Annotated in this window: 23 protein-coding genes; 10 read left to right on the forward strand and 13 right to left on the reverse strand. The window is 34.5% G+C overall.

Going from position 1 to position 26075, the window contains the following annotated elements:
• The first annotated feature begins 119 nt into the window (after nt 1–119).
• The 5 genes from P2W65_RS20600 to fucP all read left to right on the forward strand — a co-directional run bounded on the left by P2W65_RS20600 (nt 120) and on the right by fucP (nt 5665).
• The gene (locus P2W65_RS20600) at nt 120–1259 is read left to right on the forward strand and encodes a CaiB/BaiF CoA transferase family protein (RefSeq protein ID WP_289660714.1); all 1140 of its coding nucleotides are present in this window, start codon (nt 120–122) and stop codon (nt 1257–1259) included.
• Complete coding sequence (locus tag P2W65_RS20605) at nt 1259–2515, forward strand: extracellular solute-binding protein (protein WP_289660717.1); 1257 nt, start codon at nt 1259–1261, stop codon at nt 2513–2515. Before P2W65_RS20600 ends, P2W65_RS20605 begins: the two co-directional genes overlap by 1 nt.
• Before the next feature lie 33 nt (nt 2516–2548).
• Nucleotides 2549–3622: a Gfo/Idh/MocA family protein gene (locus P2W65_RS20610; RefSeq protein WP_289660720.1), complete on the forward strand. Its 1074-nt coding sequence runs from the start codon at nt 2549–2551 to the stop codon at nt 3620–3622.
• Between the two features lie 109 nt (nt 3623–3731).
• A complete protein-coding gene (locus P2W65_RS20615) occupies nt 3732–4172 on the forward strand; it encodes a MaoC/PaaZ C-terminal domain-containing protein (RefSeq protein ID WP_276173181.1) in 441 nt (146 codons plus the stop codon).
• Nucleotides 4173–4360: 188 nt separating this feature from the next.
• On the forward strand, nt 4361–5665 hold the full coding sequence (gene fucP, locus P2W65_RS20620; RefSeq protein WP_289660726.1) for an L-fucose:H+ symporter permease: 1305 nt from the start codon (nt 4361–4363) through the stop codon (nt 5663–5665).
• Nucleotides 5666–5931: 266 nt separating this feature from the next.
• On the opposite strand, the gene P2W65_RS20625 is transcribed toward fucP, so the two are convergent.
• The 4 genes from P2W65_RS20625 to P2W65_RS20640 all read right to left on the reverse strand — a co-directional run bounded on the left by P2W65_RS20625 (nt 5932) and on the right by P2W65_RS20640 (nt 12541).
• Nucleotides 5932–6441, reverse strand: coding sequence for a hypothetical protein (locus P2W65_RS20625; RefSeq protein ID WP_289660729.1), 510 nt, complete (start codon nt 6439–6441; stop codon nt 5932–5934).
• 345 nt (nt 6442–6786) lie between these two features.
• The gene (locus tag P2W65_RS20630) at nt 6787–8193 is read right to left on the reverse strand and encodes an efflux transporter outer membrane subunit (RefSeq protein ID WP_289660732.1); all 1407 of its coding nucleotides are present in this window, start codon (nt 8191–8193) and stop codon (nt 6787–6789) included.
• Between the two features lie 18 nt (nt 8194–8211).
• Nucleotides 8212–11379, reverse strand: coding sequence for an efflux RND transporter permease subunit (locus P2W65_RS20635; RefSeq protein ID WP_289660736.1), 3168 nt, complete (start codon nt 11377–11379; stop codon nt 8212–8214).
• 7 nt (nt 11380–11386) lie between these two features.
• Nucleotides 11387–12541, reverse strand: a complete 1155-nt coding sequence (locus P2W65_RS20640) for an efflux RND transporter periplasmic adaptor subunit (RefSeq protein ID WP_289660740.1) — start codon at nt 12539–12541, stop codon at nt 11387–11389.
• Nucleotides 12542–12806: 265 nt separating this feature from the next.
• Here P2W65_RS20640 and P2W65_RS20645 point away from each other — a divergent pair, with 265 nt between their 5' ends.
• From P2W65_RS20645 to P2W65_RS20660, 4 genes are all read left to right on the forward strand, one after another.
• Nucleotides 12807–13856: a sensor histidine kinase gene (locus P2W65_RS20645; protein ID WP_289660742.1), complete on the forward strand. Its 1050-nt coding sequence runs from the start codon at nt 12807–12809 to the stop codon at nt 13854–13856.
• Nucleotides 13853–14587, forward strand: coding sequence for a LytR/AlgR family response regulator transcription factor (locus P2W65_RS20650; RefSeq protein ID WP_289660745.1), 735 nt, complete (start codon nt 13853–13855; stop codon nt 14585–14587). The genes P2W65_RS20645 and P2W65_RS20650 overlap by 4 nt, the downstream gene beginning before the upstream one ends.
• Before the next feature lie 19 nt (nt 14588–14606).
• Complete coding sequence (locus tag P2W65_RS20655) at nt 14607–14900, forward strand: DUF3861 domain-containing protein (RefSeq protein WP_289660748.1); 294 nt, start codon at nt 14607–14609, stop codon at nt 14898–14900.
• A 344-nt stretch (nt 14901–15244) separates the two neighbouring features.
• Nucleotides 15245–16471 (forward strand): PQQ-dependent sugar dehydrogenase, encoded by a 1227-nt coding sequence (locus P2W65_RS20660; RefSeq protein WP_289660751.1) that lies wholly within the window; start codon nt 15245–15247, stop codon nt 16469–16471.
• Between the two features lie 268 nt (nt 16472–16739).
• Here P2W65_RS20660 and P2W65_RS20665 read toward each other — a convergent pair whose 3' ends face one another.
• From P2W65_RS20665 to P2W65_RS20705, 9 genes are all read right to left on the reverse strand, one after another.
• Nucleotides 16740–17354 carry a thioredoxin family protein gene (locus P2W65_RS20665; protein ID WP_289660754.1) on the reverse strand — a complete coding sequence of 205 codons (615 nt, stop codon included), beginning with the start codon at nt 17352–17354 and terminating at the stop codon, nt 16740–16742.
• Nucleotides 17355–17365: 11 nt separating this feature from the next.
• Entirely contained in the window at nt 17366–17842 is a 477-nt protein-coding gene (locus P2W65_RS20670) for a TlpA family protein disulfide reductase (RefSeq protein ID WP_289660756.1), read from the reverse strand.
• 280 nt (nt 17843–18122) lie between these two features.
• Nucleotides 18123–20621 carry a DUF1963 domain-containing protein gene (locus tag P2W65_RS20675; RefSeq protein ID WP_289660759.1) on the reverse strand — a complete coding sequence of 833 codons (2499 nt, stop codon included), beginning with the start codon at nt 20619–20621 and terminating at the stop codon, nt 18123–18125.
• Between the two features lie 42 nt (nt 20622–20663).
• Nucleotides 20664–21314 (reverse strand): Imm19 family immunity protein, encoded by a 651-nt coding sequence (locus P2W65_RS20680; protein ID WP_289660761.1) that lies wholly within the window; start codon nt 21312–21314, stop codon nt 20664–20666.
• Nucleotides 21307–21900, reverse strand: a complete 594-nt coding sequence (locus tag P2W65_RS20685; protein WP_289660763.1) for a hypothetical protein — start codon at nt 21898–21900, stop codon at nt 21307–21309. The genes P2W65_RS20680 and P2W65_RS20685 overlap by 8 nt, the downstream gene beginning before the upstream one ends.
• A 4-nt stretch (nt 21901–21904) precedes the next feature.
• Entirely contained in the window at nt 21905–22657 is a 753-nt protein-coding gene (locus P2W65_RS20690; protein ID WP_289660765.1) for a DKNYY domain-containing protein, read from the reverse strand.
• An 11-nt stretch (nt 22658–22668) separates the two neighbouring features.
• On the reverse strand, nt 22669–23391 hold the full coding sequence (locus P2W65_RS20695) for a DUF1963 domain-containing protein (protein ID WP_289660767.1): 723 nt from the start codon (nt 23389–23391) through the stop codon (nt 22669–22671).
• A 51-nt stretch (nt 23392–23442) separates the two neighbouring features.
• The gene (locus P2W65_RS20700; protein ID WP_289660770.1) at nt 23443–23973 is read right to left on the reverse strand and encodes an SMI1/KNR4 family protein; all 531 of its coding nucleotides are present in this window, start codon (nt 23971–23973) and stop codon (nt 23443–23445) included.
• Between the two features lie 14 nt (nt 23974–23987).
• Nucleotides 23988–24689, reverse strand: coding sequence for an SMI1/KNR4 family protein (locus tag P2W65_RS20705; protein WP_289660772.1), 702 nt, complete (start codon nt 24687–24689; stop codon nt 23988–23990).
• Between the two features lie 296 nt (nt 24690–24985).
• On the opposite strand from P2W65_RS20705, the gene P2W65_RS20710 reads away from it, so the two are divergent.
• A complete protein-coding gene (locus P2W65_RS20710) occupies nt 24986–25903 on the forward strand; it encodes a DsbA family protein (protein WP_289666211.1) in 918 nt (305 codons plus the stop codon).
• The last annotated feature ends 172 nt before the right edge of the window (nt 25904–26075 follow it).

A 26075-nucleotide genomic window follows, 5' to 3' on the forward strand; every position in this document is an offset into this window, starting at 1 on the left:
ATACGCAAAAAAAGTATTTCGCGCAGATTTAAAATGATTTGAGCAGATCAAATTAGATTTTTAATTGTTGAATAAAACGATTAAACAAATAAACCATAATAAACGGTTAAACAGAAAAAATGAAACCATTAGAAGATTATTTAATTATAGATTTCAGTCAGTTTCTTTCGGGGCCGTCAGCGAGTTTGCGTTTGGCAGATTTGGGAGCGCGCGTAATAAAAATTGAAAAACCGGGAACGGGAGATATCTGCCGTACTTTATATACTTCTGATTTGATTATGAACGGCGAATCGTCTGTTTTTCATACCATCAACAGAAACAAAGAATCTTTTGCGATTGATTTTAAACAGCCAGAGGAACTTCAAAAACTAAAAAAATTATTAGCCAAAGCAGATGTTGTCATGCATAATTTCAGACCTGGAGTAATGGAACGCATTGGTTTAAGTTATGAAGACGTAAAAAGCATTAATCCAAATGTAATTTATGGGGCAATTTCAGGTTTTGGAGAACATCCAGATTTAAAGGATTTACCGGGTCAGGATTTGCTTTTACAATCTTTAACCGCTTTAACTTGGCTGAGCGGTAATCAAGAAGATGGACCAGTTCCAATGGGATTGTCGATTGTAGATATGCTTGCCGGAGCTCATTTAGCGCAAGGAATTTTAGCTGCTTTATACCGAAAAGCAACTCATAACATTGGCGCACAAATTCAAGTGAGTATGCTGGAATCTGCTTTTGATTTTCAGTTTGAAACGATTACGACTTATTTTAATGATGGAGGCGAATTGCCTGTTCGAACTAAAACCAATAACGCACACGCTTATTTGGGCGCGCCATATGGAATTTACAAAACCCAAAACGGTTATTTAGCCTTAGCAATGGGTTCCATTCCTGTTTTGGCTTCTTTGCTAAAATGTGATGCTTTATTGGCTTTCCCGGAAAATAAATTTACGCTTAGAGACGAAATCAAAAATATTCTTGCCGATCATCTGCAAACACAGGAAACACAGTTTTGGTTAGATATTTTAGAACCAGCCGACATCTGGTGCGCAGGAGTTTTAAACTATCAGCAGTTATTTGCAGAAGATGGATTTAAGGTTTTGGATTTTACACAGCAAGTCGAAATGTTGGATGGCTATACTTATAAAACAACACGCTGTCCGATAAAAATTGACGGCGAATATCTGACTTCTGGAAAAGGTTCTCCAAAACTGGGTCAGGACAACGAGAAAATTATTAAAGAATTTATTGACTGTTAATGGAAAAAATTAGAATCGCTGTTCGTAAATTCGATCCTTTCGAAAGTACAATTCAAAAATTGTGGGATGCTTTCTGTCTTCAAAACAACATAAAAATGGAAGCAGAAATGGTTGCCTTAGAACTTCATGATTTATATGAAACTACAATTTCAGAAAAAGGTCTAAAAGAAGGAAAATGGGATATTGCTCATATCAATACCGATTGGATTTTTGATGCTGCAAACGAAAATGCGGTTCTAAATTTGTTTTCCTTAATTGGAGAAAATCCACCTGAAAATTATCCTTTTGGATGGCATAAATCGCTTTTACATTTACAAAAGCTGAGTAACGGTATTTTTGGACTTCCGTTTCACGACGGGCCTGAATGTCTGATTTACCGAAAAGATTTGTTCGAAAACGAAACAGAGAAAGAGAATTTTAAAAAGCAGTTTGGTTATGAACTTGCTACACCAAAAACATGGCAGGAATTCGCAGAAATAGGCACATTTTTTAATCGTCCCGAACAAAATTTATACGGTGCTGTTTTTGCCAATTATCCAGACGGACACAACATGGTTTTTGACTTTTGTCTGCAATTATGGACACGCGGCGGTTCTTTATTAAACAAAAAAAATCAGATTGACATTCATAATGAAGCAGCGATAAAAGCATTGGATTTTTATCGAAAAATGGTCAATGACAAAAATGCGGTTCATCCAAAATCGAGAGAATTTGGTTCGGTTGAAGCAGGTTTGGCTTTCGCCGAAGGACAAGCTGCAATGGCAATCAACTGGTTCGGATTTGCTTCTATGGCAGAAGTAATTGAAGAATCGAAAGTGAAGGGAAAAATCGACATCACTTCTCTCCCATCCGATCCTGGTCATAAAACGGCTTCTTTAAATGTTTATTGGCTGTATACCATAGGCTCTGGAAGCAAACACAAAAAACTGGCTTACGATTTTTTACGTTTTGCCACAACGCCAGAAAGCGACAAATTATTGACCACAGAAGGCGGCATCGGATGCAGAAAATCAACTTGGAAAGATGCAGAAATCAATACTTTGATTCCGTTTTATCATAAACTGGAAATGCTTCATGAAAATGCATTAACACTGCCTCAAACACCAATCTGGCCAAAAGTAGCCGAACTGATTGACGGCACTGTTTTAAAAGCCATTGAAACGGATATTCCATCAGCAATACTTTTAGAAGAAACTCAGAAAAAAATTAGAGAATTAAGTCAAGGAACAACATTACACAGCTCTGTCAAAAATTAAACTTGGCAGACTTAATTTCAAAATATAGAACAAATGAATATTCCCTATAAACCTTTACTTCCCCAAACAGAACAGCCCATTGTAATTATTGGAGCGAGCGGTATTGTAAAAGATGCGCATCTTCCTGCTTACGAAATGGCTGGTTTTAAAGTTTTTGGTATTACCAACAGAACGATTTCGAAAGCATACGATTTACAGAAACAATTCAAAATCGATCATGTTTTTGAAAGTGTTGCTGATGCGGTTAAAAATGCGCCTTCAAACGCTGTTTATGATATTACCGTTTTACCTGATCAATACATCGAAATTTTAGAACAATTGCCAGACGGAGCTACAGTTTTGATTCAGAAACCAATGGGAAATGATTTGGCTCAGGCTCGTGAAATTGTAGAAGTCTGCGAAAGAAAAAATTTGGTTGCTGCAATCAACTTTCAATTGCGTTTTGCTTCTTTTGTAAGTGCAGCCAGATATTTAATCGATCAGGGCATTATCGGCGAATTATACGATTTAGAATTTAAAGTTACCGTAAATACGCCTTGGGAATTATTTCCTTTAATTAAAGAACATCCGAGATTGGAGATTCTTTTTCACAGTGTGCATTACATTGACTGCATTAGATCTTTTCTGGGAAATCCGAAAAGTGTATTGGCAAAAACGGCTAAACATCCGCTTAAGAAACTATCTTCAAGCCGATCTACAATTATTCTTGATTATGGCGAAGATAAACATGTTGTGATCAATACGAATCATGATCATCATTTTGGTCCAAAGCATGAAGAAAGCTACATCAAATGGGAAGGAACAAAAGGCGCTGTTAAAGCAAAAATGGGTCTGTTAATGAATTATCCTGACGGTCTTCCTGACGTTTTTGAGTACGCGCTGCCAAAAAAAGATAATGAAAATGAATACGAATGGACAGAAGTAAAATTAGAAGGTTCTTGGTTTCCAGAAGCTTTTATTGGTGCAATGTCTAATCTGATGCGTTACAAAGAGGGTTCTGATTCAATATTATCTGCCAGCGTTCAAGATGTTTTAGGAACAATGAAAGTTGTGGAGGCTTGTTACGCCAGCAGTAAAAACGGTGGGATTTCTTTTGATGAAGTGTAATTAAAACACTATATTTCAAAACCAAAAAAACAAATTTCAGTCCTCTTCAAAACAAACGTGTTTTTTAGCATTAATTTGAAAGAGCAAGACGGATAAAAATATCAAGATTATGTATTTTAAATCTACTTTTTTCGAAGATTATCAAATCGACGACAAACGAGTAACATTAGGCAGAACAATCACAGAAACTGACTTCGTAGTTCACGCCGGACACACCGGGGATTTCTTCCCGCACCACATGGACGAAGAATGGTGTAAAACACAACCTTTCGGACAAAGAATCGCTCACGGAACGATGGTTTTTGCGATCGGAATCGGATTAACTGCTTCAGAAATAAATCCAGAAGCTTTTTCTAGAGGTTACGACAAAATGCGTTTTGTAAAACCCGTTCATATCGGCGACACCATTCACTCTGAAATTACGATTTCTGAAAAAGGAGAAGCCAAAAATCCAGAAATGGGAACCGTAACAGAACATGTAGAAATCATCAACCAACGCGGTGAAGTCGTTTTGGTATGTGATCATTTACTTTTAGTGAAGAAAAAATAATTTTTCTTAAAGTGACAAAGAGACAAAGTTGCAAAGTGACAGAGGTTTCTACACTTTGAACCTATGATTTTTTTGCCACTTGACCTTTAATAAAAAACAACACCAAAGAGACATGAGTTTAAAAAAACTTTGAGCCTTTGTCTCTCTGTCACTTTGAACCTAAAAAATAACAAAAAACTATCTAAACAATGCAAATTACAAACCAAGCTGGTGATCAACACGAAGTGCCGACAGAAGGCGGAAAAGGAAATCAATATCTTTTGCCTTTCATTCTTGTTACCTGCCTATTTTTTCTTTGGGGAATGGCCCACAACTTAGATTCTGTTTTGATTCCGCACTTGAAAAAAGCGTGTGAATTAAACAATCGTCAATCTACTTTAATTGATACTTCTGTATTCTTTGCTTATTTTATTATGGCAATACCTGCAGGAATGCTGATTAAAAGATTTGGTTATAAAAACAGTATCATAACGGGATTATTAGTTTTTGCTGTGGGAGCATTTTTGTTCGTTCCAGCGGCTAATACTAGAACTTACGAATTGTTTTTATTTGCACTTTTTGTTATTGGGTGTGGTTTAACTATTTTAGAAACCAGTGCGAATCCTTACGCAGCAATTTTAGGACCTGCAGAATCTTCTTCTAAAAGATTGAATTTAGCGGCTTCTTTCAACGGATTAGCCGCAATGGTTGCTCCAATTGTAGGTTCGTTATTTATTCTTTCAGGAACCAATCATACGCCGGAACAAATGGCAGCAATGCCTGAAGTAGAAAAAGCGGCATATTTATTAGGCGAAGCAGCTTCTGTAAAAATGCCTTATATCGTTTTGGGAAGTATTTTGGTTTTGGTAGCTATTATATTTTACTTCGTACAATTGCCTTCTATGAAAGCAACTCATTCAGAGGCTGAAATTAAACCTGGGTTTTTCTCTGTTTTAAAATTCAGACATTTAAGCTGGGGCGTTGTGGCTCAGTTTTTCTATGTTGGAGCGCAGGTTTGTATTACAAGTTTCTTTATCCGTATTGCACAGCAAGGGGCTGGATTAGACGAAAAAACGGCTGGATATTATTTAGGAATTTATGGTTTCCTTTTTATGGCTGGACGTTTTATTGGAACATTCTTTTTACGTTTTGTAAAGGATTATGTTTTATTATCTATTTATTGTGTAATGAGCGCTGTTCTTTGTCTAGTTGCTATTTACGGTTCTGGAATTGTGGTTATTTACGCTCTTGGAGGAATTGGATTCTTTATGTCGATTATGTTCCCAACCATTTTCTCTTTGGGAATTAAAGGCTTAAAATCAAATACGGAAACAGGTTCTTCTTGGTTAGTAATGTCAATTGTTGGTGGTGCGATTATTCCGTACGGAATGGGAACTTTGATTGATATGAATCATGATGATATTCAGTCGGGATATATTATTCCTTTAATCTGTTTCTTGATTATTCTTTCTTTTGGAGCTATTGGACATAAAGTAAAAACGGTTTCGGAATAATAAATACAAGAAGTTACATAATTGAAAAAAGGCTTTCTCCAAAGAGAAAGCTTTTTTTATTAATACCAATTGCTTCAGAGAAGCAAATAAAATTATAGCATCAAAATAAAGCTCCAGAAGAGCGACATAAATGTTACAATGATACGTTTCCCGTGGTTGAAACCACGGGCTATGTTGAAATACTTGGATAGTACAATGTCTTTATTTTTTTTATAAAATCAAAAACGCCTCCAATTTGGAGGGTTTTTATTACAGCCTATTTTCAATTAACGATGATTTCCGTTAGAATGATTTTGATCGTGGTTTTTGTCTGACTGTTGTTTGGAGTTATTATTTCCTTTGTTTTTTCCTTTATTATTACCTTTATCGTTTCCGTAATGATTTCCATTGTTGCCTTTAGGTTTTTCTCCTCTGTTTTTTTGAGGAGCGCCGTGGTAACCTTTTGGATACGCTTTTCTGTGATTTGTATGATAACTATAAGGCGAATCTCCTCTATAATCTGTCAAAACAACTTTGTAGCCTGAATACAAATCATAGTTTCTGTATCTTGAAGGAAGCCTTTTTTCACGAATCCATTTTCCACCATTGTCGTAGATAAATACGCTTTGATTAACGTCATAATATACATCGATATCTGGCAGGTAATAATATCTGCTGTCATCGTAGCCTTGTGGTCCCCAATTTGGCGGTGTTCCAATATTTACATTGATTGACACTTGCGCTTGGGCGAAAAAAACACTCATAAAGAGTACTGAGGCAAATACTAATTTTTTCATGATCTTTAGTTTTAAATATTAATTTTAGTAGATATCAATCTAAAGTAATGCCAATATTTAACACAGGATCATTCATTATACAGAACGGTAAAAATAATCGACGAATAGTCCTTTTCAGCCGATATAGATTTCAAAAAAAAAACGCCTCATTTCTGAGGCGTTTTATAGTCATGTTTTTATTTAAATTAAGTGATCATCGAATGATCTTGATCGTGGGAACTTAAAAGTATACTTTTATTTTAACCGTTTCAAAGGTAAATCCAATTCTATAATAATTAATAATTTATTAGACGAAAGGTGCAGTATTTCCGACAAACGGTTATTTTTATAAAATTTAAAGCGTTTTTACTTCCAGCCTCCACCTAAAGCTCTGTATAAATTTACAACAGCCTGTAACTTTTGCAGATTATCATTTATACCGCTCAATTGCGCAGACAAAAGATTTTGCTCTGAAGTCAATACGTCTGTATAATTAGTAGCTGAACTATATTCCAAAAGCTGTTGCGTAAAATCAACTGCTTTTTCTAAGGCTTCAATCTGTTTTTGTCTTGAATCTTCTTTTTCAACTGCCATTTCATAAGAATACAAAGCATTTGAAACTTCCTGACCTGCTACTAATAAAGTCTGCTGGAAATTATTATACGCTTGTAATTGTTGTGACTGAGCTGTTGTCAATCTCATTTTATTCAATCCTTGATTAAAAATTGGTTGCGTTAAACCTCCAATTATCGAATAAAAAATAGAGTTACTGAAAAAGTCTTTCAATTCTAAATTAGAAAAACCTGTACTAGCAGTAAGCGTCAAACTTGGATAAAAATAGGTTTTCGCCAAGTTGGTAGATTCAAAAGCAACTCTAAAATTAAATTCCGCTTGACGAACATCAGGACGATTGTTTAATAATTGAGCAGGCATACCAAGAGCAATATTTTCAGGAATAATTTGAGTTCCTAACTCTCCTCTATCAATTGGCCCTGGTGCTTGTCCTAACAAAATATTCAAAGCATTTTCTGTTTCGCGGATATTCTGTTTCAAATCTGGAATCAAAACTTCTGCAGCATGTTGATTAGCTTCACTCTGAACAACTGCAGCTCCTGTAACAATAGCACCTTCTTTTAAAGCTTTAATTGTCTCCACATTTTTGATACGGCTTTCCAAAGTCTCCTGCGTAATTTTCAATGATTTATCATAAGCCAATAACATAAAATAATTATTCGCAATATCTGAAATCAATTGTGTTTGAACAGCTTGTTTTGCAGCATCGGTTGCTAGATAAGTTGCTAAGGCCGCTCTTTTGGAACTGCTTAATTTTCCCCAAACATCAAGTTCCCAAGACGTACTTGCACCCAATTTATAAGTGGTAGTCAAAGTATTGATATTAATTCCCGCAGGAAAGTTAAGTCCTGCTTGAGACTGCTTGTTATGAGTAGCACTTGCATCCAATTGTAAAGTTGGATAATAAGCTAATTTGCTCTGACGCAGAGAAGCACGAGCTTGTACAATATTCTCTATCGCATTTTTCAGATTCAGATTTTGATCTAAACCTTTTTGAATTAATGCGTTCAATTTTTCATCTTTAAAAACACTCTGCCAAGGCATATCAGCAATTGTAGTCGAATCTGTAGAAGATTGATCACGATACAACTGATCTGTTTTTAAGGTTGTAGGACGTTCGTATTTCTTGGTAACAGAGCACGCGCTAATTAGTGCGGCTGTTATTACCATTAAAATATATTTATTTGAACTATTCGTCATTTCTTTCTTAATTAAATTTTACTCTTTGTGAGCTTCTATTAAATGAATTTCCTCTTCATCGTCGTCATCGTCATAACCATCTTTCGCTGGGCCACTTATCTTTTCCTGTAAGTTTTGGAAAATGATAAATAGAACTGGAATTACGAAAACCCCTAAAATGGTTCCTATTAACATACCTCCAACAGCTCCAGTACCAATCGATTTGTTACCAACAGCTCCCGCTCCAGAAGCAAACATCAATGGAACTAATCCTAAAATAAAGGCGAATGAAGTCATCAAAATTGGACGTAAACGTGCTACTGCTCCTTCAATTGCAGCTTGCACAACTGGCAGTCCTTTTCGTCTTCTGTCTAAGGCAAATTCGACAATCAAAATACCGTTCTTGGCGAGAAGTCCAATCAACATGATTAAGGAAATCTGTAAGTAAATGTTACTATTCAATTTGAAAATAATCGAGAACAAATAAGCTCCAGCTAATCCAAACGGAATTGACAATAATACCGCAAATGGCAGAATATAACTTTCGTACTGCGCACTTAATAAGAAATAAACGAACACCAAACACAGCACGAAAATGAATATCGTTTCACTTCCAGAAGCTAATTCCTCACGGGTTAATCCAGAGAATTCATAACCATAACCCGCTGGAAGATTTTCTGCAGCAACTTCCTGAATTGCTTTAATCGCATCTCCAGAACTATAACCTGGTTTTGGTGCTCCCGTAATCGAAATTGACGTAAATAAGTTAAATCTCGAAATAGATTCTGGCCCAAAAACTCTCGTCATTTTTACAAACTCAGTAATTGGTGCCATATTTCCAGCGCTGTTACGAACAAAGATTTTATTCAATCCCTGCGTATTCGCTCTAAACTCTGGAGAAGCCTGAACCATTACACGGTATTGTTTTCCGAACTTATTGAAGTTGGAAGCATACAATCCTCCGTAATAACCTTGCATTGTTGAAAGAATTGTATTTACAGAAACTCCCGCATCTTTCGCTTTCGCTAAATTAATATCCATCATATACTGAGGGAATCCAGGGTTGAAAGGCGTTGTTGCGTACTGAATTTCTGGACGTTCAGATAACTTCGCTAAGAATTCGTTATTTACTTTGAAGAATTCAGCAGTAGTATGCCCTCCTTTATCCTGTAATTGGAATTCGAATCCACCACTTTGTCCAAAACCTTGAATAGTTGGCGGCGAAATAAAGAATATACTAGCCTCACGAATACCGCTTGTTTTAGCAAAAAGCTGTCCGATTACATCATCAACACTTAAATCACGCTGATCCCAAGGATATAATTTCACGATTACCATACTGTAAGCACTACCTGCTCCAGCTGTAAAGTTCTGCCCAACAATTCGAAGTGTATTTTTTACTCCAGGAATTGTCTTCGCAATACTATCGACTCTTTTGGCAATAATATCCGAACGCTCCATAGAAGCTGATGGCGGTAAGCTGATATTCGCGAAAACTGTTCCCTGATCTTCCGAAGGAACGAAAGCAGACGGCGTAGTTTTCATCATATAAACCAATGCCAAACCAGCAATGATAATAGAAGCTAAAGCAATCCATTTTTTAACAGAAAGGAAACTTACAGAACGTTTGTATCGCTGCGTTACATTATCAAATGCAACGTTAAATGATGTATAAAAACGCTGTAAAAAGCTTTTATGTTTGTGATCGTCAGCATGTGGTTTCAATAAAAGCGCACACAAAGCAGGACTTAATGTCAAGGCATTTACTGCCGAAAGAATAATCGCTACAGCCAGTGTAATACCAAACTGTTTGTAGAAAACCCCTGTTGATCCCGTAATAAAGGTTACTGGAATAAATACCGCTGCCATTACCAATGTAATCGAAATAATCGCTCCCGAAATTTCATCCATTGCATGAATAGTCGCTTTTTTAGCCGATTTGTATCCGTCATCCAATTTGGCGTGGACGGCCTCGACGACGACAATCGCATCATCGACCACAATACCAATAGCGAGTACCATCGCAAAAAGTGTCAATAAGTTGATCGTGAATCCGAATAAATTCAGGAAGAAGAACGTACCCACAATCGCAACCGGAACTGCAATTGCTGGAATTAAAGTCGATCTAAAATCTTGAAGGAAAATAAAAACTACGATGAAAACTAAGATAAATGCTTCAACCAAAGTGTGAATTACTTTCTCAATAGAAGCATCTAAGTTTTCGTTGACATCTACCATGATGGTATATTTCATACCTTTTGGAAAGCTTTTTGCCGCTTCTTCAATTAATTTTTTAGAATTGATAATTACATCACGTGCATTTGATCCTGGAGTCTGGCTGATTGCCATTGCTGCAGATTCTACACCGTTTGTTTTAATTGTGGAAGAATAACTTAAAGATCCTAACTCTACTTTAGCCACATCTTTAAGTCGCAGCATCTGTCCATTTCCAACAGATTTAATGATAATCTCCTCGAATTCTTTAGCCGATGTTAAACGTCCTTTGTACTTAATAACATATTGAAATGCCTGATTTCCGTTTTCTCCAAATTTACCTGGAGCTGCTTCTATATTCTGCTCTGCTAATGCTGCCGAAATATCGCTCGGAATCAATTTATATTGCTGCATTACGTCTGGTTTCAGCCAAATTCTCATTGAGTAATCTTTTGCACCAAAAACGGTCACATCTCCTACTCCAACTACACGCTGAATCTGTGGTACAAGATTGATTTTAGCATAGTTTTGAAGAAACGTCTGGTCGTAAGCTTTATCATCACTATATAAAGAGAAAATCAATAAGTTACTACTCTGACTTTTGGTTACAGTAACCCCAGCCTGCGTTACCTCGACAGGTAATAAACTTGTTGCTCTGGAAACTCTGTTCTGAACGTTTACCGCAGCTAAATCAGGATTGGTTCCAACTTTAAAGAAAACTTTAATAGAAGCATTACCATCGTTTGTTGCTGTAGAAGTCATATAAGTCATGTTTTCTACACCATTAATCTGCTCTTCCAGCGGAATTACGATACTTTTAAGTACCACATCCGCATTGGCTCCTGTATAACTCGCTGCCACGTTTACCGTTGGCGGCGCAATATCCGGATATTGGGAAATCGGTAACTCAATTAGGCCTAAAACACCTAAAATAACGATAATAACAGATATTACCGTCGAGAGTACGGGTCTTTGTATAAATTTTTTAAACATTCTTTTTTTATTTTAAATCAGCGTAAACTGTTTCTGGACTTTGCTTTTGCGCTTTAATTTCAGTTCCTTCTTTTAGAGAAGCTACTCCTTCTAAAACTATTTCGTCTCCTGCCTGCAAACCGCTTGTTACTACATAATAGTTTCCTGCCGTATTTTCAAGTACTGTGATATTAGCATTTCTTGTTTTTCCGTCTTTTCCTAAAACAACTGCAAACATTTTATCTTGAAGTTCGAATGTTGCACTTTGAGGAATAATGATTCCGTCTTTTACTTCTTTTGGAATACGAACTGTAGTACTGCTTCCGCTTCTGATAATTCCTTTTGGATTTGGGAAACGCGCTCTAACGTTTACCGTTCCAGTTTCAGTATTGATTAATCCGTTTACAGTTTCAATATGTCCTTTTTCATCGTAAGCAGAACCATCTGAAAGCAATAAAGAAACTGCTGGCATACTTTTTAATTTTTGGTTTAATGAAGCTCCTGAATCTTTAGTAAAATTCAATAGTGTTTTTTCATTCATTGCAAAATAAGCATACACATTACCGATACTTGAAACTGTGGTTAAAGGTTCTGTAGTATTTGAACTTACCAAACTTCCTAAACGAAACGGAATAGAACCTACCACTCCATTTACTGGACTTGTTACAGTAGTATATCCTAAATTAACTTTAGCATTTACTAAAGCTGCATTTGCCTGAGCCAAAGCCGCCAAAGCTGACTCATAAGTATATTGCGCCGATTCTAAATCATATTTACTGATGATTCCTTTTTCAACCAAAGGTTTTACTTTATTCACAGCCAGTTTAGCCGAACTTAAATCTGCCTGAGCACTTTTAATACTTGCAGTTGCCGTTCTTACTTGCTGCTCATATTCTGGAGCACTAATTTTAAATAAAGGCTGTCCAGCTTTTACCACTGCACCTTCATCTACAAAAATTTTGTCAATATACCCCTCAACTCTTGGGCGGATTTCTATATTTTGCTGTCCTTGAATACTTGCTGGAAAATCGCTGTTTAATGTCGCTGATTCCTGCTGTAACGTCACAGTCTTATACTCTTTTATCTGCGGTGCTCCGCCAGCTTGAGCCGACTTATCATTTTTACCACAAGATGCGATAATAAATGCTGCTGCGAGAATACTTAAAAATGATTGCTTATTCATTGTGAAAAATGTGTGATTATCGATTATATGACAACAAAAGAACTAAAATATAACAAACGAAAATTTTCAAATAGACGAAGAGCAAAAGACAATCGATAAAGGCAACCTTAGAACCGATGGACTTTTTTAAAATATTAAACAAGTGTTTAATTTTTGTCTTATCGGCTCTAAAACGCTTTTTAGAGACTCTAAATCCCTGTTGGGCGATTGCTAAAAAATTGTATTCGATTAAAATGTAATATTGCCATATAAATCATAAATTGTAATGACACCAAATATTTTTAGACCCTATTTATTTACCGGATTACACATTCTAAGCTGGGTATTATTAGGCTTTATCATGTTGTTTTACATGCCATTAACTTGGAATGTAATACTTCCAGGTGCATTTTGGCTTTGGCAGATTATTATATTGCTCTTATTAATGGTTATTTTTTATTCTAATGCGAGAATCATTGTTCCCAAAACCATCTTTAAAGACAATATTTCTCCTTTTATGATTTGGGCTCTTGTCATCATTTTTGCCATGCAGCTTATTGCTTATTTTTATACATCACAGACCGATCTTCATAATAAAATTAGTTTGATCTTAGGATTCAAAAAATATAGAAATCCTTACTTTGACAATTACGTTTTGACCCTCACTTTGTTGGTTTTAGGAATCAGTACGAGCTGGGCGATGCTTCAATATTGGCAGAAAGCCGCACAGCACAAGCAGAAATTAGAGCAGGACAAAACAATGGCTGAACTGGCAATGCTAAAAGCACAGATTAATCCGCATTTTTTCTTTAATTCCTTAAACAGTATTTATTCTCTGACTTATACTGATATTGAAGATTCTCGAAATGCACTTCATACCTTAAGCCGTATGATGCGTTATTTACTTTACAGTACTGAAGGAGAAAGAACAACTTTATTAAAAGAAGTCGAATTTCTAAAAGATTTTATTGCTTTAATGAAACTGCGTGCTAACAGCAAATTGACTATTACAACTGAGATTCCTGAAAAAATTCAGGATTATCCAATTGTTCCAATGTTATTACTACCTTTAGTAGAAAATGCATTTAAACATGGTGTTCATGCCACTGATAAAAGCGAAATACACATAAAATTGACACAACAAGGAACTGACTTAGAGTTTGAAGTAGAAAATACTTTCTTCGAAAAAGTCTCTATTCCCGATGTAGGAGGCATTGGTTTAACCAATACCAAACGAAGATTGCATCTGATTTACCCCAATCATCATTTTATGACTTTTGGTGTTACTCCAGATGGAACTTATAAAATTAAATTGAAAATAACTTTAGAGCAATGACCGTATTAAGATGTATAGCAGTAGATGATGAACCATTAGCTTTGAAATTGGTTGAAACCTTTATTCACCAGACGCCATTTTTAGAATTGATTACTACCTGTGACAATGCTGTAGATGCAATGGGTATTATTAGAGAAGAAAAACCGGATGTGGTTTTCTTAGATATTAATATGCCGAATTTGACGGGAATGGAATTGGCAAGACTTTTACAAGATCAAGCTGGCCCATTGCCAAAAATTGTTTTTACAACGGCTTACAATCATTATGCTATTGAGGGTTATCGAGTGAATGCTGTAGATTATCTTTTAAAGCCTTTTAGTTATGAAGAATTTCTACGTGCGGCCAATAAAGTGTTGCAATTGCATGAAGAAGCGAATAATAATGTATTCCAAAACATTGCTGCAGATGATGAGTTTATCTTTTTAAAAGTCGAATACCAATGGGTTCGTATTTCTTTAAAAGACATCTGCTATATTGAAAGTTTGAAAGATTATGTAAAAGTGCATCTTGAAGATTCACAGAAAGCTGTACTCTCACTTATATCCCTTAAAGCTTTAGAAGAAAAACTTCCATCTTCAAAATTCATGCGCGTACACCGCTCTTTCATCGTTTCATTAGATAAAATCAGCGCCATCAGTAAAAACTCCATTTTTATCGATAAGATAGAAATTACGGTTGGCGAACAATACAAAGAAGCCTTTAAGACAATGGTTGATAAATGGCTAAAATAAAATTAGAATTATAATAATTATGGAAAAAAGATCAAACAAATATTATTTAACCTTAAGCCTTAAGGAATATGCAAATGGCGAAACTGAACCTGCAAAGGAATTAGGAATCGAATTTGACAATCACGATGAAATTTTTGGAATCATTGACAGAATCAAAGAAAAGAACATTTTTGCCGACGATTCTGAAGCTGTTCAATTTGCAATCGGACTAAAATTATTCAGCGAAATCAAAATCAAAAATCGTAAAAACCCTCTTTTTGACGAATTAAATGAAGTTTTTCCTGTTTTCATGAAAAAACTAAAAAGTCTTTAAGAATCCCTTGAAATTCAAGACCCCATCGATATTGCTTTTCAAAGTTTGAATGTTAAATTTAACTTAAGAAATAAATAATCCAATTCTTACTGGCAATAATCTCTTACAAATTCCCGTTTCAATTAAGCATGTCCCACTAAATGCTTTTCCAAAAGAAGTTTAATTTCTGTTTTTGAAATTCTTTTGCTTCGCTTAAAGCATTTAGGCATTCTTAATTGAAAATATTAAGGAGAATTTATTTAGAAACTGACCATTTCATTTTAAATAAATTTCCAAATCAATCTTCTCTTTCGAAATGTTCGATAATGCATAATTTATTTTTTAACCATTAAAATGAAAGCATTATGATAATTCAAAAAAGTATTTTACTTCTTGTTGGAGTCTTAGCCTTAAGCAGTTGTTCCAACAATGACAATGATGACAATACCAATACTGGGCCAACAGGGCCACCTGTAGAGACTGGGACGGCTAACACTTCTTATCAGCCAGCATTTTCCGGACAAACACGTGCAGGAAGCATTCAGACTACCACCGAAATTGAATCTAAAGTTATCACCAGCGGTTTAAGCGCTCCTTGGGGCGTTGCTTATCTTCCTGACGGACGTCTTTTAGTTACTGAAAAAGCGGGAAATATTAAAATTGTTACTCAAGCAGGAGTAATTGGTAATGCCTTAACAGGAGTTCCCGCAGTTAATCCAGCTGACCAAGGAGGTTTACTAGGGATTTGTCTTGATCCTGCATTTGAAACAAATAGAATGATTTATTGGGTATTTTCTGAAGCAGTAGCAGGTGGCAATATTACCGCTGTTGCAAAAGGAAGAATATCTAATAATGAAACTGCTCTTGAAAATGTTACCGTTATCTATCGTTCTAACACACCAAATGCCAGTACGCTGCATTATGGAGGCCGTGTTTTATTTGATAAAACTGGAAATTTATTTGTAAGTATTGGAGAAAGATCTGTTTTACAAACGCGTCCTTTAGCTCAAGCAGTAAACAGCAGTTTGGGTAAAGTGGTTCGTATTACAACTAACGGACAAGCTGCATCAGGAAATCCAACTATTACAGGAACTGGTGCTTTACCAGAGTTATATACTATTGGACACAGAAATCCACAAGGATTGGCTATACATCCTACAACTGGAGAATTATGGCAGAGTGAACACGGGCCAAGAGGTGGTGATGAAATTAACAGAATTAAAGCGGGAGCTAATTATGGCTGGCCAACGATTACTTACGGAATCGAATACGGCGGTGCTAAAATTGGTGACGGGATAACACAAAAAGAAGGAATGGAACAACCTGTTTATTATTGGGATCCTGTTGTTTCTCCAAGCGGAATGACTTTCTACGCAGGAAAACGTGTCCCAGAATGGCAGAATAATCTTTTTATAGGTGCCTTAAGCGGTCAGCATATTGTTCGTTTAGCTTTTAAAGACAATAAAGTGGCTGGAGAAGAAAGATTATTATCTGGAGAAGGACAAAGATTTAGAGATATTACACAAGGAAAAGATGAAGCATTATACGCCGTTACCGATCAAGGAAGACTTTACAAAATTGATAAAAAATAGAAAGTAAACTTGTTCATTATACTAGCCAAAAACGCCCCAATAATGGGGCGTTTCGTATTTTTAAAAATTTTGTTTCAGGTTTCAGGTTTCAAGTTTCAGGTTGCTATGCTTTGTGTTTTTCTTACCGCAAAGCACGCAAGGTTTTTTGATATGTAAAATCTATGGAAAACGCAAAGTTCGCAAAGCTTTGTGTAAAAACTTTGCGAACCTTGCGGTTATGTATACATATCGTATATCAACCTGAAACTTGAAACCTGAAACAAAAAAATTAAGCTTTTGCTTTTCTTTTAACTGTACAGCCAATTTCTTTTGTTTGTGTTACAGCTGGTTTTTGTCCACTTTTTAAAGATGCAATTACATCTTCTGCATATTTTACTTTATCGGCTTTATTTCCTTCTGGATCGTTATCGATTGCTCCAACATATTCTACTACGTTTCCTTTTGCTGTTTTAGAAATAATAAAAACATGAGGCGTGCGTTTTGCTCCGTATTCATCAGTAATTTTTTGCCCTGGATCAAATAAGTATGGAAAAGGATATTTTTTCTCTTTTGCTAAATCCTGCATTTTACTGAAAGTATCTGCTGTCGAAGCTTCCGGATCATTTGGATTAATGGCAATTACCGGGTATCCTTGCGGTCTGAATTTTTTATCTAAATCGATGATTCTCTGCTCATATCCAATTGCATACGGACAAGTATTACAAGTAAAAACAACGATATAACCTTTTGCATCTTTAAAAGTTCCGAAAGAAACTTCTTTGTTGTCAACATTCTTTAATTTAAAATCTGGTGCTTTATCTCCTGCTTTAAGAGTTGCTCCTGTCTGCGCCTGCGCTAGAAAAGCAGAAAACGCTAATGCTAATAATAAAATTATTTTTTTCATGGTTTACGGATTTATAGTTTTTTATATTCAGTTAATAATTGTTCATAGGTAAATTCACTTTCGACAAATTTTCGTTTGTCTCCTTTTATAAAAAGTGTTGCCGGAATACTTCCTGACCAGCTTGGATCAATTCGGTCAATGAATTCCTGCGGACTGCTTTCGTTTAAAAGAAATACTTCATTTTTAAGATTTTTTCTTTTTACAAACGGAATTACATTTGATTCTAATTTCGATTTAAAATCTAAACTTACTAATAAAACAGCCAGTTTTTCTGATTTGTGTTCGGCACTTAATTTCTCAAAATGTGGTAATTCTTTTATACACGGCGCACACCAGGTTGCCCAAAAATTAACAACATACGTACTGTCTTTTCCATTTTTGATTCTTTCATTGAGCTGATCGATATTCATCAGTCTAACCTTCTGACTATATGCTGAAATGGAAAAAATAGTGAATAAAAATATATAGAGAATTGATTTGATTTTCATAAAAAACGCTTTAGGATTAATTTGAGTCTTACAAATATAAGCTAATGGAATCTTACTTTTTGTTAACGAAAGTTTAATGAGTTTTTCTAAGATGCTAAGGGACTAAGATTCTAAGTTATTAAGATTTTATAAATCGTTCTACGGAACTTTATAATCTGTTTTAATTCTGTTTTCAACAGATTGATCCCGATAGCTATCGTGAGTTGCTACAAAATGCAGAATTACTAAACCAACTCGTTTTGATTTTTCTAAAAAATAATGCAAATCCGTCTTAGAAGAATTAGCTTGTTTCTAATCCGCAATAAACATTTGAAAAATCTTTTTTAGCCAGATCGCTTTTGTGAATGACAAAATAAATTTCTCCAGCATCCCAAAAACAAAAGCCCGGATTATTATCACTGCTTACACGCAATAGTACCATCCATTCTTCCTGTTTTCCTTTCAATGTATTGACTGCTTCTATTTCAGGCGAATCATGTTGTTTAAAGACATAATTATTAATTCCGTGAGAAGATTTAGTATTAAAAGGTAAAAGTGCTTCTTTTAAGGCTTCGGTTTCGTCGTATTTCTCTTCTAATTCCTTTAATTCAGGCGCGATGTCTTTATAATAATGCTCATCATTATAAAATGATGGAAGACTTATACATTTTTCCGAATTGGTCTTAAACGCCTGGTAAATGCCAGATTCATCGTAGATAAACTCTTCATCAATATTCAATTCTTTCGCCGATTTTAGATTATCCGTTTCCCCTTCATAAAAAATAACTCTAGGAACAAAATCCTGCTGATCTTCAATAAAGAAATAAAGCATTCCTGTACGAGGCAGATAATTCTGTAAATTAGCAATAGAGGCGCAATTAATTTGGGCAATGAACTGATAACCTTTTTTTTCATCATCGCTTTTTACTGTAGGATAATCTACATTTACAGGCAAATCAGGAAGCCCTCCTATTCGATTATTTCCTACTTCATCGTATAAATCTGGAATTGTAGTAGCAAAATTTACTGCATGACGAGCAATTTTAGAAAGTCCATTTTCATATTCCTGAAAACCTTTTTCTTCAATAGCTTTTCGAAGGTTTGAATTTAAGTCCGAATCGTTACGGGCATAGAATAGTTCATCTTCATATGGCACTACTCCGTTGTTATCTGCGCCTTTATAGGTGTAATCAAGTAAAGTCATTTTTTTCTCCAGTTCCAAGTCAAGTTCTGGAATATTTTCAAGTCCACTAGGAAGGGATTTAAGAGGGTTGTTTTTAATATGGAGTTTTCTAAGATTCTTTAATTGAGTATATGAATTTGGAACATCCGTCAGTTGATTTCCTTCTAAATGTAAAACCTCCAAATTATCAGGTAATAACTTAGGAGCAGATCCTAAATTGTTATTTTCAAGAAAACATAATTTAAGCTTTGAAAGATACTGTAAGGTGTAGGGATGAATTCCTTCAACTTTACTTCCCGTTAGCAATAGAAATTCTAATTCACGAAGATCTCCAATCCATTCTGGGAATTTGGTAATTGCTGCAATACCCCAAAGATGTAAACTTTTTAAATTCTTAAAATGTTTAATTGATGAAGGTATTTCAGTAAATGCTTCAGCCTCTTTACTGTTGTTTGAGAACTGAATTGTAAGTGATTCCAAATGAACTAATGAATGAAGCTCTTCTCTTAATTCGGTTGGGTCTGGATCTTTTAATTTTAATTGACGTACAATTTTTGGTAATGTCTTTTCCAATTCTTTGAACATTGTAAAATCATACTTTTCCCATTCTAATTCTTGTGTTGCTATTTTTTTAGCTAAGCTTATTTTATATCTTTTAGGATCCCATTTATCTTCCAGATACCCATTCAGCCCTATCCATCCCTCTTTTAAAGTAACATTTCCCGTAAAACCAAGCGAATATTTGAAACCTCGATCCCATAAATAATGATTATAACTTTCGTCTCTACCTTTCTCAAAAGGAACTAGACCAGTAGGTATTCCTTGATTGTATATCTGACTAAGAGAAAAATTTAATGCTACTGCTCCGTTATAGGAATCAACAATGTAGCTATGTTTTTTCTCTTCAAATTCAGGAATAATTCCCTCTAAATTAACGTACAAAGTTCCATTTACTGAAGCACTGCATTCTGGTAAAAACTGTAATTGAATATCATCTATTATCCAATATTCTTTGTCGTCTACCGGAATAGAAAATTCTTCTATAAATGGAAGAATGCTGTTTTCCTCTAATTGTTCTTCTTCGTTAAAATTATTCTCTGATTTTCTATGATAATAAAAATCTTGTAAAAATTTAGGCAGTTTATCTATTGCTTCCTGATGATTTCCAAAGTACTCCAAACTTTGCCAAATAGCTTCAAACAGCGGTTCATAGAAAGCTCTATGTTCTATTTTGCAATCGCCTTTAAAAATATAACAAAATTGATCACTTATCTGAACAATAGCCAAATAATAGAAAATATCATCTTTTGATTTCACTAATCGAATATTCGAACTATGACCTGCTACCTGAATTTCCTTTTCTTCTATCAGCTCAATTTCCTCGTCTGCTAGTTTATTAGATTGCCAAAAGCGCAAAACAATATTCTCTCCATCAAATTCATTAAAAAATTCTACAGGAATAAGAGTTGTTGTTGCGTATGATAAATAATCATCATCGGGCAGTTCGTGCGCTGCTCTGATGCTTTCCCAAACCACCTGCATATCTGTATAAACAGAAGGAATTAAAAGAGAGAATGTATCGGTTTCAAATTTTCGGTTTTTGCTATTGCTTTCCATAAAAAAGATTATTTGGCTTATATTAATACTATTTGAAGTAAGCTATTTTAACTTAATCAGAAGTTTATTTAATTCTTCAACGTTCTCTTTATAACGTGGATATGTTCCTATATTCCTTACGCTATGATTTTGATTATTGGTTATACCAACTCCTTCTAATTGATAAAATCCAGATTCCATTACCAAACCGTTTAAAATACAATCGGCAATATATTCAGAATGCGTTTCGAATTTTGGAATTGAATTTAAGTGGTTAATTATAAAAGGTTTTAAAACCAATCTTTCATTTTCAACAATTCCTGTCATTGGTAGAAAAAGGAGAAATAATTCAGGATATTTTTCAAAAGCTAATAATTCCTCTAATGTAAAAAACCAGGCTTCGAAATGTCCGCCCAGATTTCCAATATAAATATCATTCAGAAAAAAGTTGATTTCATATTCCTGAAATTCAATTGCGTAGTTTAAATCCTCTGTCAGCTTTTCTGCAATAAATCTTGGATTTTCTTCTATATCTTCTTCATTCAAAAATGATCTTTCCCATTCGTACGCTTTACTTTCATCTGTTTCGACAACTTCCAGAACCTCATCGATGTTTAATTCTTTTTCATTATCATAACCTCTTGACCAGCAAAAATAAAATTTCCAGAAAAAGGTATTATTACTGATTTCGTCTAGTTGAATTTTTCTATTCATGTATCTCTACTTTAAAAGGATAAGTAAAATCAGCCATAAAATCTGGTTTTTCGACAGTAGGTTTTAAAACAAATTCAAAAGTAGGTTCCATACTTTCAAACTCTTCTATTTCTCCTGAAGCTGTTTCTACTTTTAAAAGTTGTTTGGTCAATCCCGCCAAAATGGCTACCGAATACCAGCCGTTTGGTAATTCTATTGTTGCGTGTTTATATTTCTTTAATAATCCTAATTTGGTTTCTGTAAAATCTCTTAAATAGGGAATTGTATAAAGATAGATTCTGCCATTCACTACCTTCAAACAATATCCATCACGCTGATGCTGCACTTCATTTCCTTGCTTCAACAACTCTGGCGTTTCATCTGACAAATTGAAATAAACGGTGTAAGGATAATTTTCAATTCCTATCATGGGTACCATTACACCTTCTTCTACAACCTGATCTCCAGTTTCTTCTGTTGTGAATTCTGTCAGCAAATCATCGGGTAGGTTATTCTCTATCTTGTATTGAAGTAAATAATCCGGATCGCCCAGGATAAAATAATCCATTAGATCATTTAAAACTTCATCAAATTTATATAATGCCATAATTTTAGAGTTTGGTTCTTTTTCCCATATAGTAACTGTATTCTTTATCAAAAGCATATCCTCTTTCGTCGATCACTTTAAAGTGAAAATCATTCAGACTTTTCGATTTTATCACTTTCACTTCAGTACTTATTGTTCTGATAAAATAAGCCTGTTTGTTGTCTTTCGCATAAAAAGTGTTGTCGCATTCCAGATAATAAGTTCCATCTAAACAACCTTCCAGAATTTTAAATGTCTTTGGATCTGCTTCCGGAATTATCTCTCCTTTAAAGAAAACATGATCTTTATCCATTGCCAGATTTTCGATTAATTCCGAATGTGGAATTGTAAAAGATTCTAAATCGACATTTTCAATCAACTTCACGTCTCCAAAATACAGTTGATCCTCAACTTGAATGTGATAGTTGTTAAGGTGTTTTGCTTTACTAAGATCAAAAGGCATTTTATCATCGTGGCGATAATAGTTTCCGTTAGAGAAAGTATATCCTTTTTGAATGTCTATTACTTTAAAATCATCTGGTTTTGCATCTTCTATTATTGAAAAAGCGGTAAAAGCACTTTGGATATAAACCTGATTTTTATCTGCAAAATAGATTGTAGAAGCAAAACCATCATTATCAAATTCTGCGTTAGTGGCAACTATTACAAAAGTCTCAAAGTCAATTGTTTTATAAAACTTTTTAAACACTTCACTGTCATAACAAAGAATAAATTTATTGTCTATAACTTTATAACCGTGTCCTAAATCTTTTATCATCACTTAGTTTTTTAAGATTGTCCCCAGTGAAATTCACAGTTATTAAAATTCAGATTCTTCAAATCAATTTTATCAATTAAAACGCTGAAAACACCTTCGTCATTAAATCCGTTTTCTCCAATCTGCAGAAGCACTACTTTATCTGAATTGACAACTTCTAATATTTCTTCTTCCTGCCACTGGCAATGTGTAAAGATTCCGAAGATTTTAGAAGTTTCACTTCCTTCAAAATAGTCCCATAATACACCTTCATCGTTGGTGTATTCTTCTTCATCTTCGTCTTCAGGCTGGCGATAACGACTTGTCAATTTTTCGGTATTAGCAAAAGCTTCTTTGATTAATACACCTTCGAAGAAATTGTCTTCGTGATCTTTTATCACTCTTACGAGTTCGCTGTTATCTATATCTGCATAAGCGACCAAACCTTTTTCTTCCATAATATCAGCAAAAAAGAACAAGTGTCCGGTTTTTGGCAGAAGTCCCGATTTATCATGCGGTGCAATCTGTTTTAAATCTAACTGACCTGCAAAACGCAGATCATCAGGATATTCAAAATCTTTTGGAAGATCTGCAATTGGCCCTGCGTAACGTGAATGTCCCAGTGGGATATCTAATGTATTTGCTTTTACCAAAAGTCCGTCTTCTAAAAGAATATCCGGCATTTTTAAACTGTCTCCATAATAATGTTTTGTCGCTGGACGTAATTCTATGATATCAAATTTTTCCTGTTTCATGGTATCAATGGGTTTATGAGTTGCTCCTTGCGCAATATTTTTTATTGATTTTTAAATTTCAAAAGGATGATTTTCTAACAAAAGACCACTAATTTCTTGTAATCTTTGTTTGTATTCTCTTTTTATTTCTTCACTGATTTCATCTTCTGTTTCGTAGATTTCATCCAACTGTTTATTTAGATAAGCGAACTGAAGCCATTTCTCAAAATTCAATCCTAAATCAGTAAAGTTTTGAGTACACATTTCTTCCTGATTGTGATCGTAGAAATAGACTTTTTGTTTAGCATCAAACAGCCAATAATCTCCTTGTCCGTTTTGGGCAAAAAACCAGAAGTTTTCTATTCTTTCTTTTGTATTTTCAGACCAGTAATCGGGATTTGAAAACTCTTTTGTTTCATTGTATGATTCAACACTGTCGAACAAAATACATTCTGATGAAATTTCAACGGTTTTGATCTGAGTCACAATATCTCTATATAATTCAGCAAAGGGAAAAGAAACCAATTTTGGAAAATTTCTAATCGATTGGTTATTTATTAAAAGCTTTTCTTTTATGTTTTGAATAGACAGAATTGTAAACATCTTTTCTTTCTTAATTAATCATCTTCGTCTTCGTCATCATCATAATCTTCATCATCATAAGACAAATAAGACCAGTCAATATCTATTACATCCAAAATAGCATCAAAACGGTTCTGATCACTGCTCCCAATAAAAGAAGCAGTGCAATTATTGTTCTTATCAAAAGACAAACTAATTACATCATAAAAATCGTCTGTATATACTTTTTGATTGTCTCTACTGATTTCAGGCACAAATGTCCAATTTTCTTCTACCTGTTTTACTATAGCAGAATCTATATCGCCAATATAGTTTCCATTGTATTGTAAACCGCCTAAAGTTCCATTATAAACTCCCATAAATAAAAAGAAGTCCTCTGTGGTTTGTGTTTCAATTTCCCATTCCGATCTTTCGATTGTATCATAATTTCCGTAAACCGGCGGATTGTCCAGTTTTAAATCATCATTTTTGATTCCCCAGATAGCGACATTTTGGTTTTCTTCATAAATAACCAGAAAATCGTCTTCAGAAAAAGCAACTTCTTCAGGTTTCAGTAATCGGTTGTAGACATAATTGAGATTTTCTTCTTTTCCCAATTCGAGATAATATTCTTTAAGTTTTATGGGAAGAGTAATTTCTAAATCCTTTTCAAGTTCAAGAATTTCGGCTTCTGAAAATCCGTAGTTTTCATTTTCAGACAAGTTATAAAGGCGTTTAATCTTTTGAATATAATTCATTTTGGCTTTGTAAAATTTTATTGAAATGTGAAAATACGTAATTCTTTGTAAGATTGCAATTACTTTATGATTCCTAAACCTGATTTTTAGAAAAAAATGACAATTCCTTAAAATTGAAACTCTTTTTTCTAGTCACATTTTTTTGACTAATTGACTTGTGACTAAATACAGACGAACTTTGTTTGAAGTTAAATTTTTAAACCCAGGCGAAAATTTAAAACAATTATATGAAAGTACTTTCGCTATTCTTAATCTTGATTTGCAGTGTAAGCTGTCAGTCTCAAACGCATTCTAAAATGAACGAAAACAAAACAAATCCGCTTTTATGTGATCCTGTGAGCGGAACCTGTGAAATGCCTGTTGGCGAAACATCCAATGAAAATATTGCTATTAAATCTGAAAATAAACCTGTAAAAATAATCTACTATACTGACCCTATCTGTTCTTCCTGCTGGGGAATTGAACCTCAGCTTCGAAAACTAAAACTAGAATATGGAGATGATTTCGAAATCGATTACCGAATGGGCGGATTACTTCCCGATTGGAATTATAACAGTGGAGGAATCAGTAAACCATCTGACGTTGCACATCATTGGGACGAAGCAAGTTTGTATTACGAAATGCCAATTGATGGCGATGTTTGGCTGGAAGACCCATTAGATTCTTCTTATCCCTCTTGTATCGCTATGAAAGCGGCTCAAATTCAGAATAAGGAAAAAGCGGTCAAATTTATGCGAATCCTTCGTGAAAAATTATATTTGGAGAAAAAGAATATTGCCAAATGGGAAAACATAGTCGAGGCAGGAAAACTTGCAGGTCTTGATCCTGAAAAGCTAAAAAAAGATTATGATGGAGATGCCAAAAAACTTTTTGAAGAAGATTTGAGACTTGGAAAATCACTTGGTGTCAGAGGATTTCCAACATTGTTTTTTTCTGATGGAAATACTAATCAATTAACCGTTTATGGTTCTAAACCTTATTCCGCTTATGAAAATGCTTTGTTAGCGTTATATCCTGAAAGTAAAAAAGAAAAAATCGTTGCTAAAAATACCTTATCCATTTTCGAAGTTTATCCCACTTTAGCACCAAAAGAATATGCGGTTATTCAAGATATTTCTGTTAAGGATGCTATAATTATTCTGGAAGAATCATACAGCAAAGGAAAGTTAAATAAGAAAACCATAAAGAATGGTTCTCTCTATTCTGTAAAATAACATTCTGTTAATTTCGTTCCGTAGGAGCGTTTGATTGATCATAACAAAAATGACATCAGACGTCCCTACGGGACGAAACATTAAATCCAACATTATTTTTTCTACCAATGAGATGTTCCTAGGGGAACATGATTTTTTTGACAAAAAATATTTTTCATGGAATGTTTTAGTG

The organism is Flavobacterium panacagri (assembly GCF_030378165.1).
GTDB lineage: Bacteria > Bacteroidota > Bacteroidia > Flavobacteriales > Flavobacteriaceae > Flavobacterium > Flavobacterium panacagri.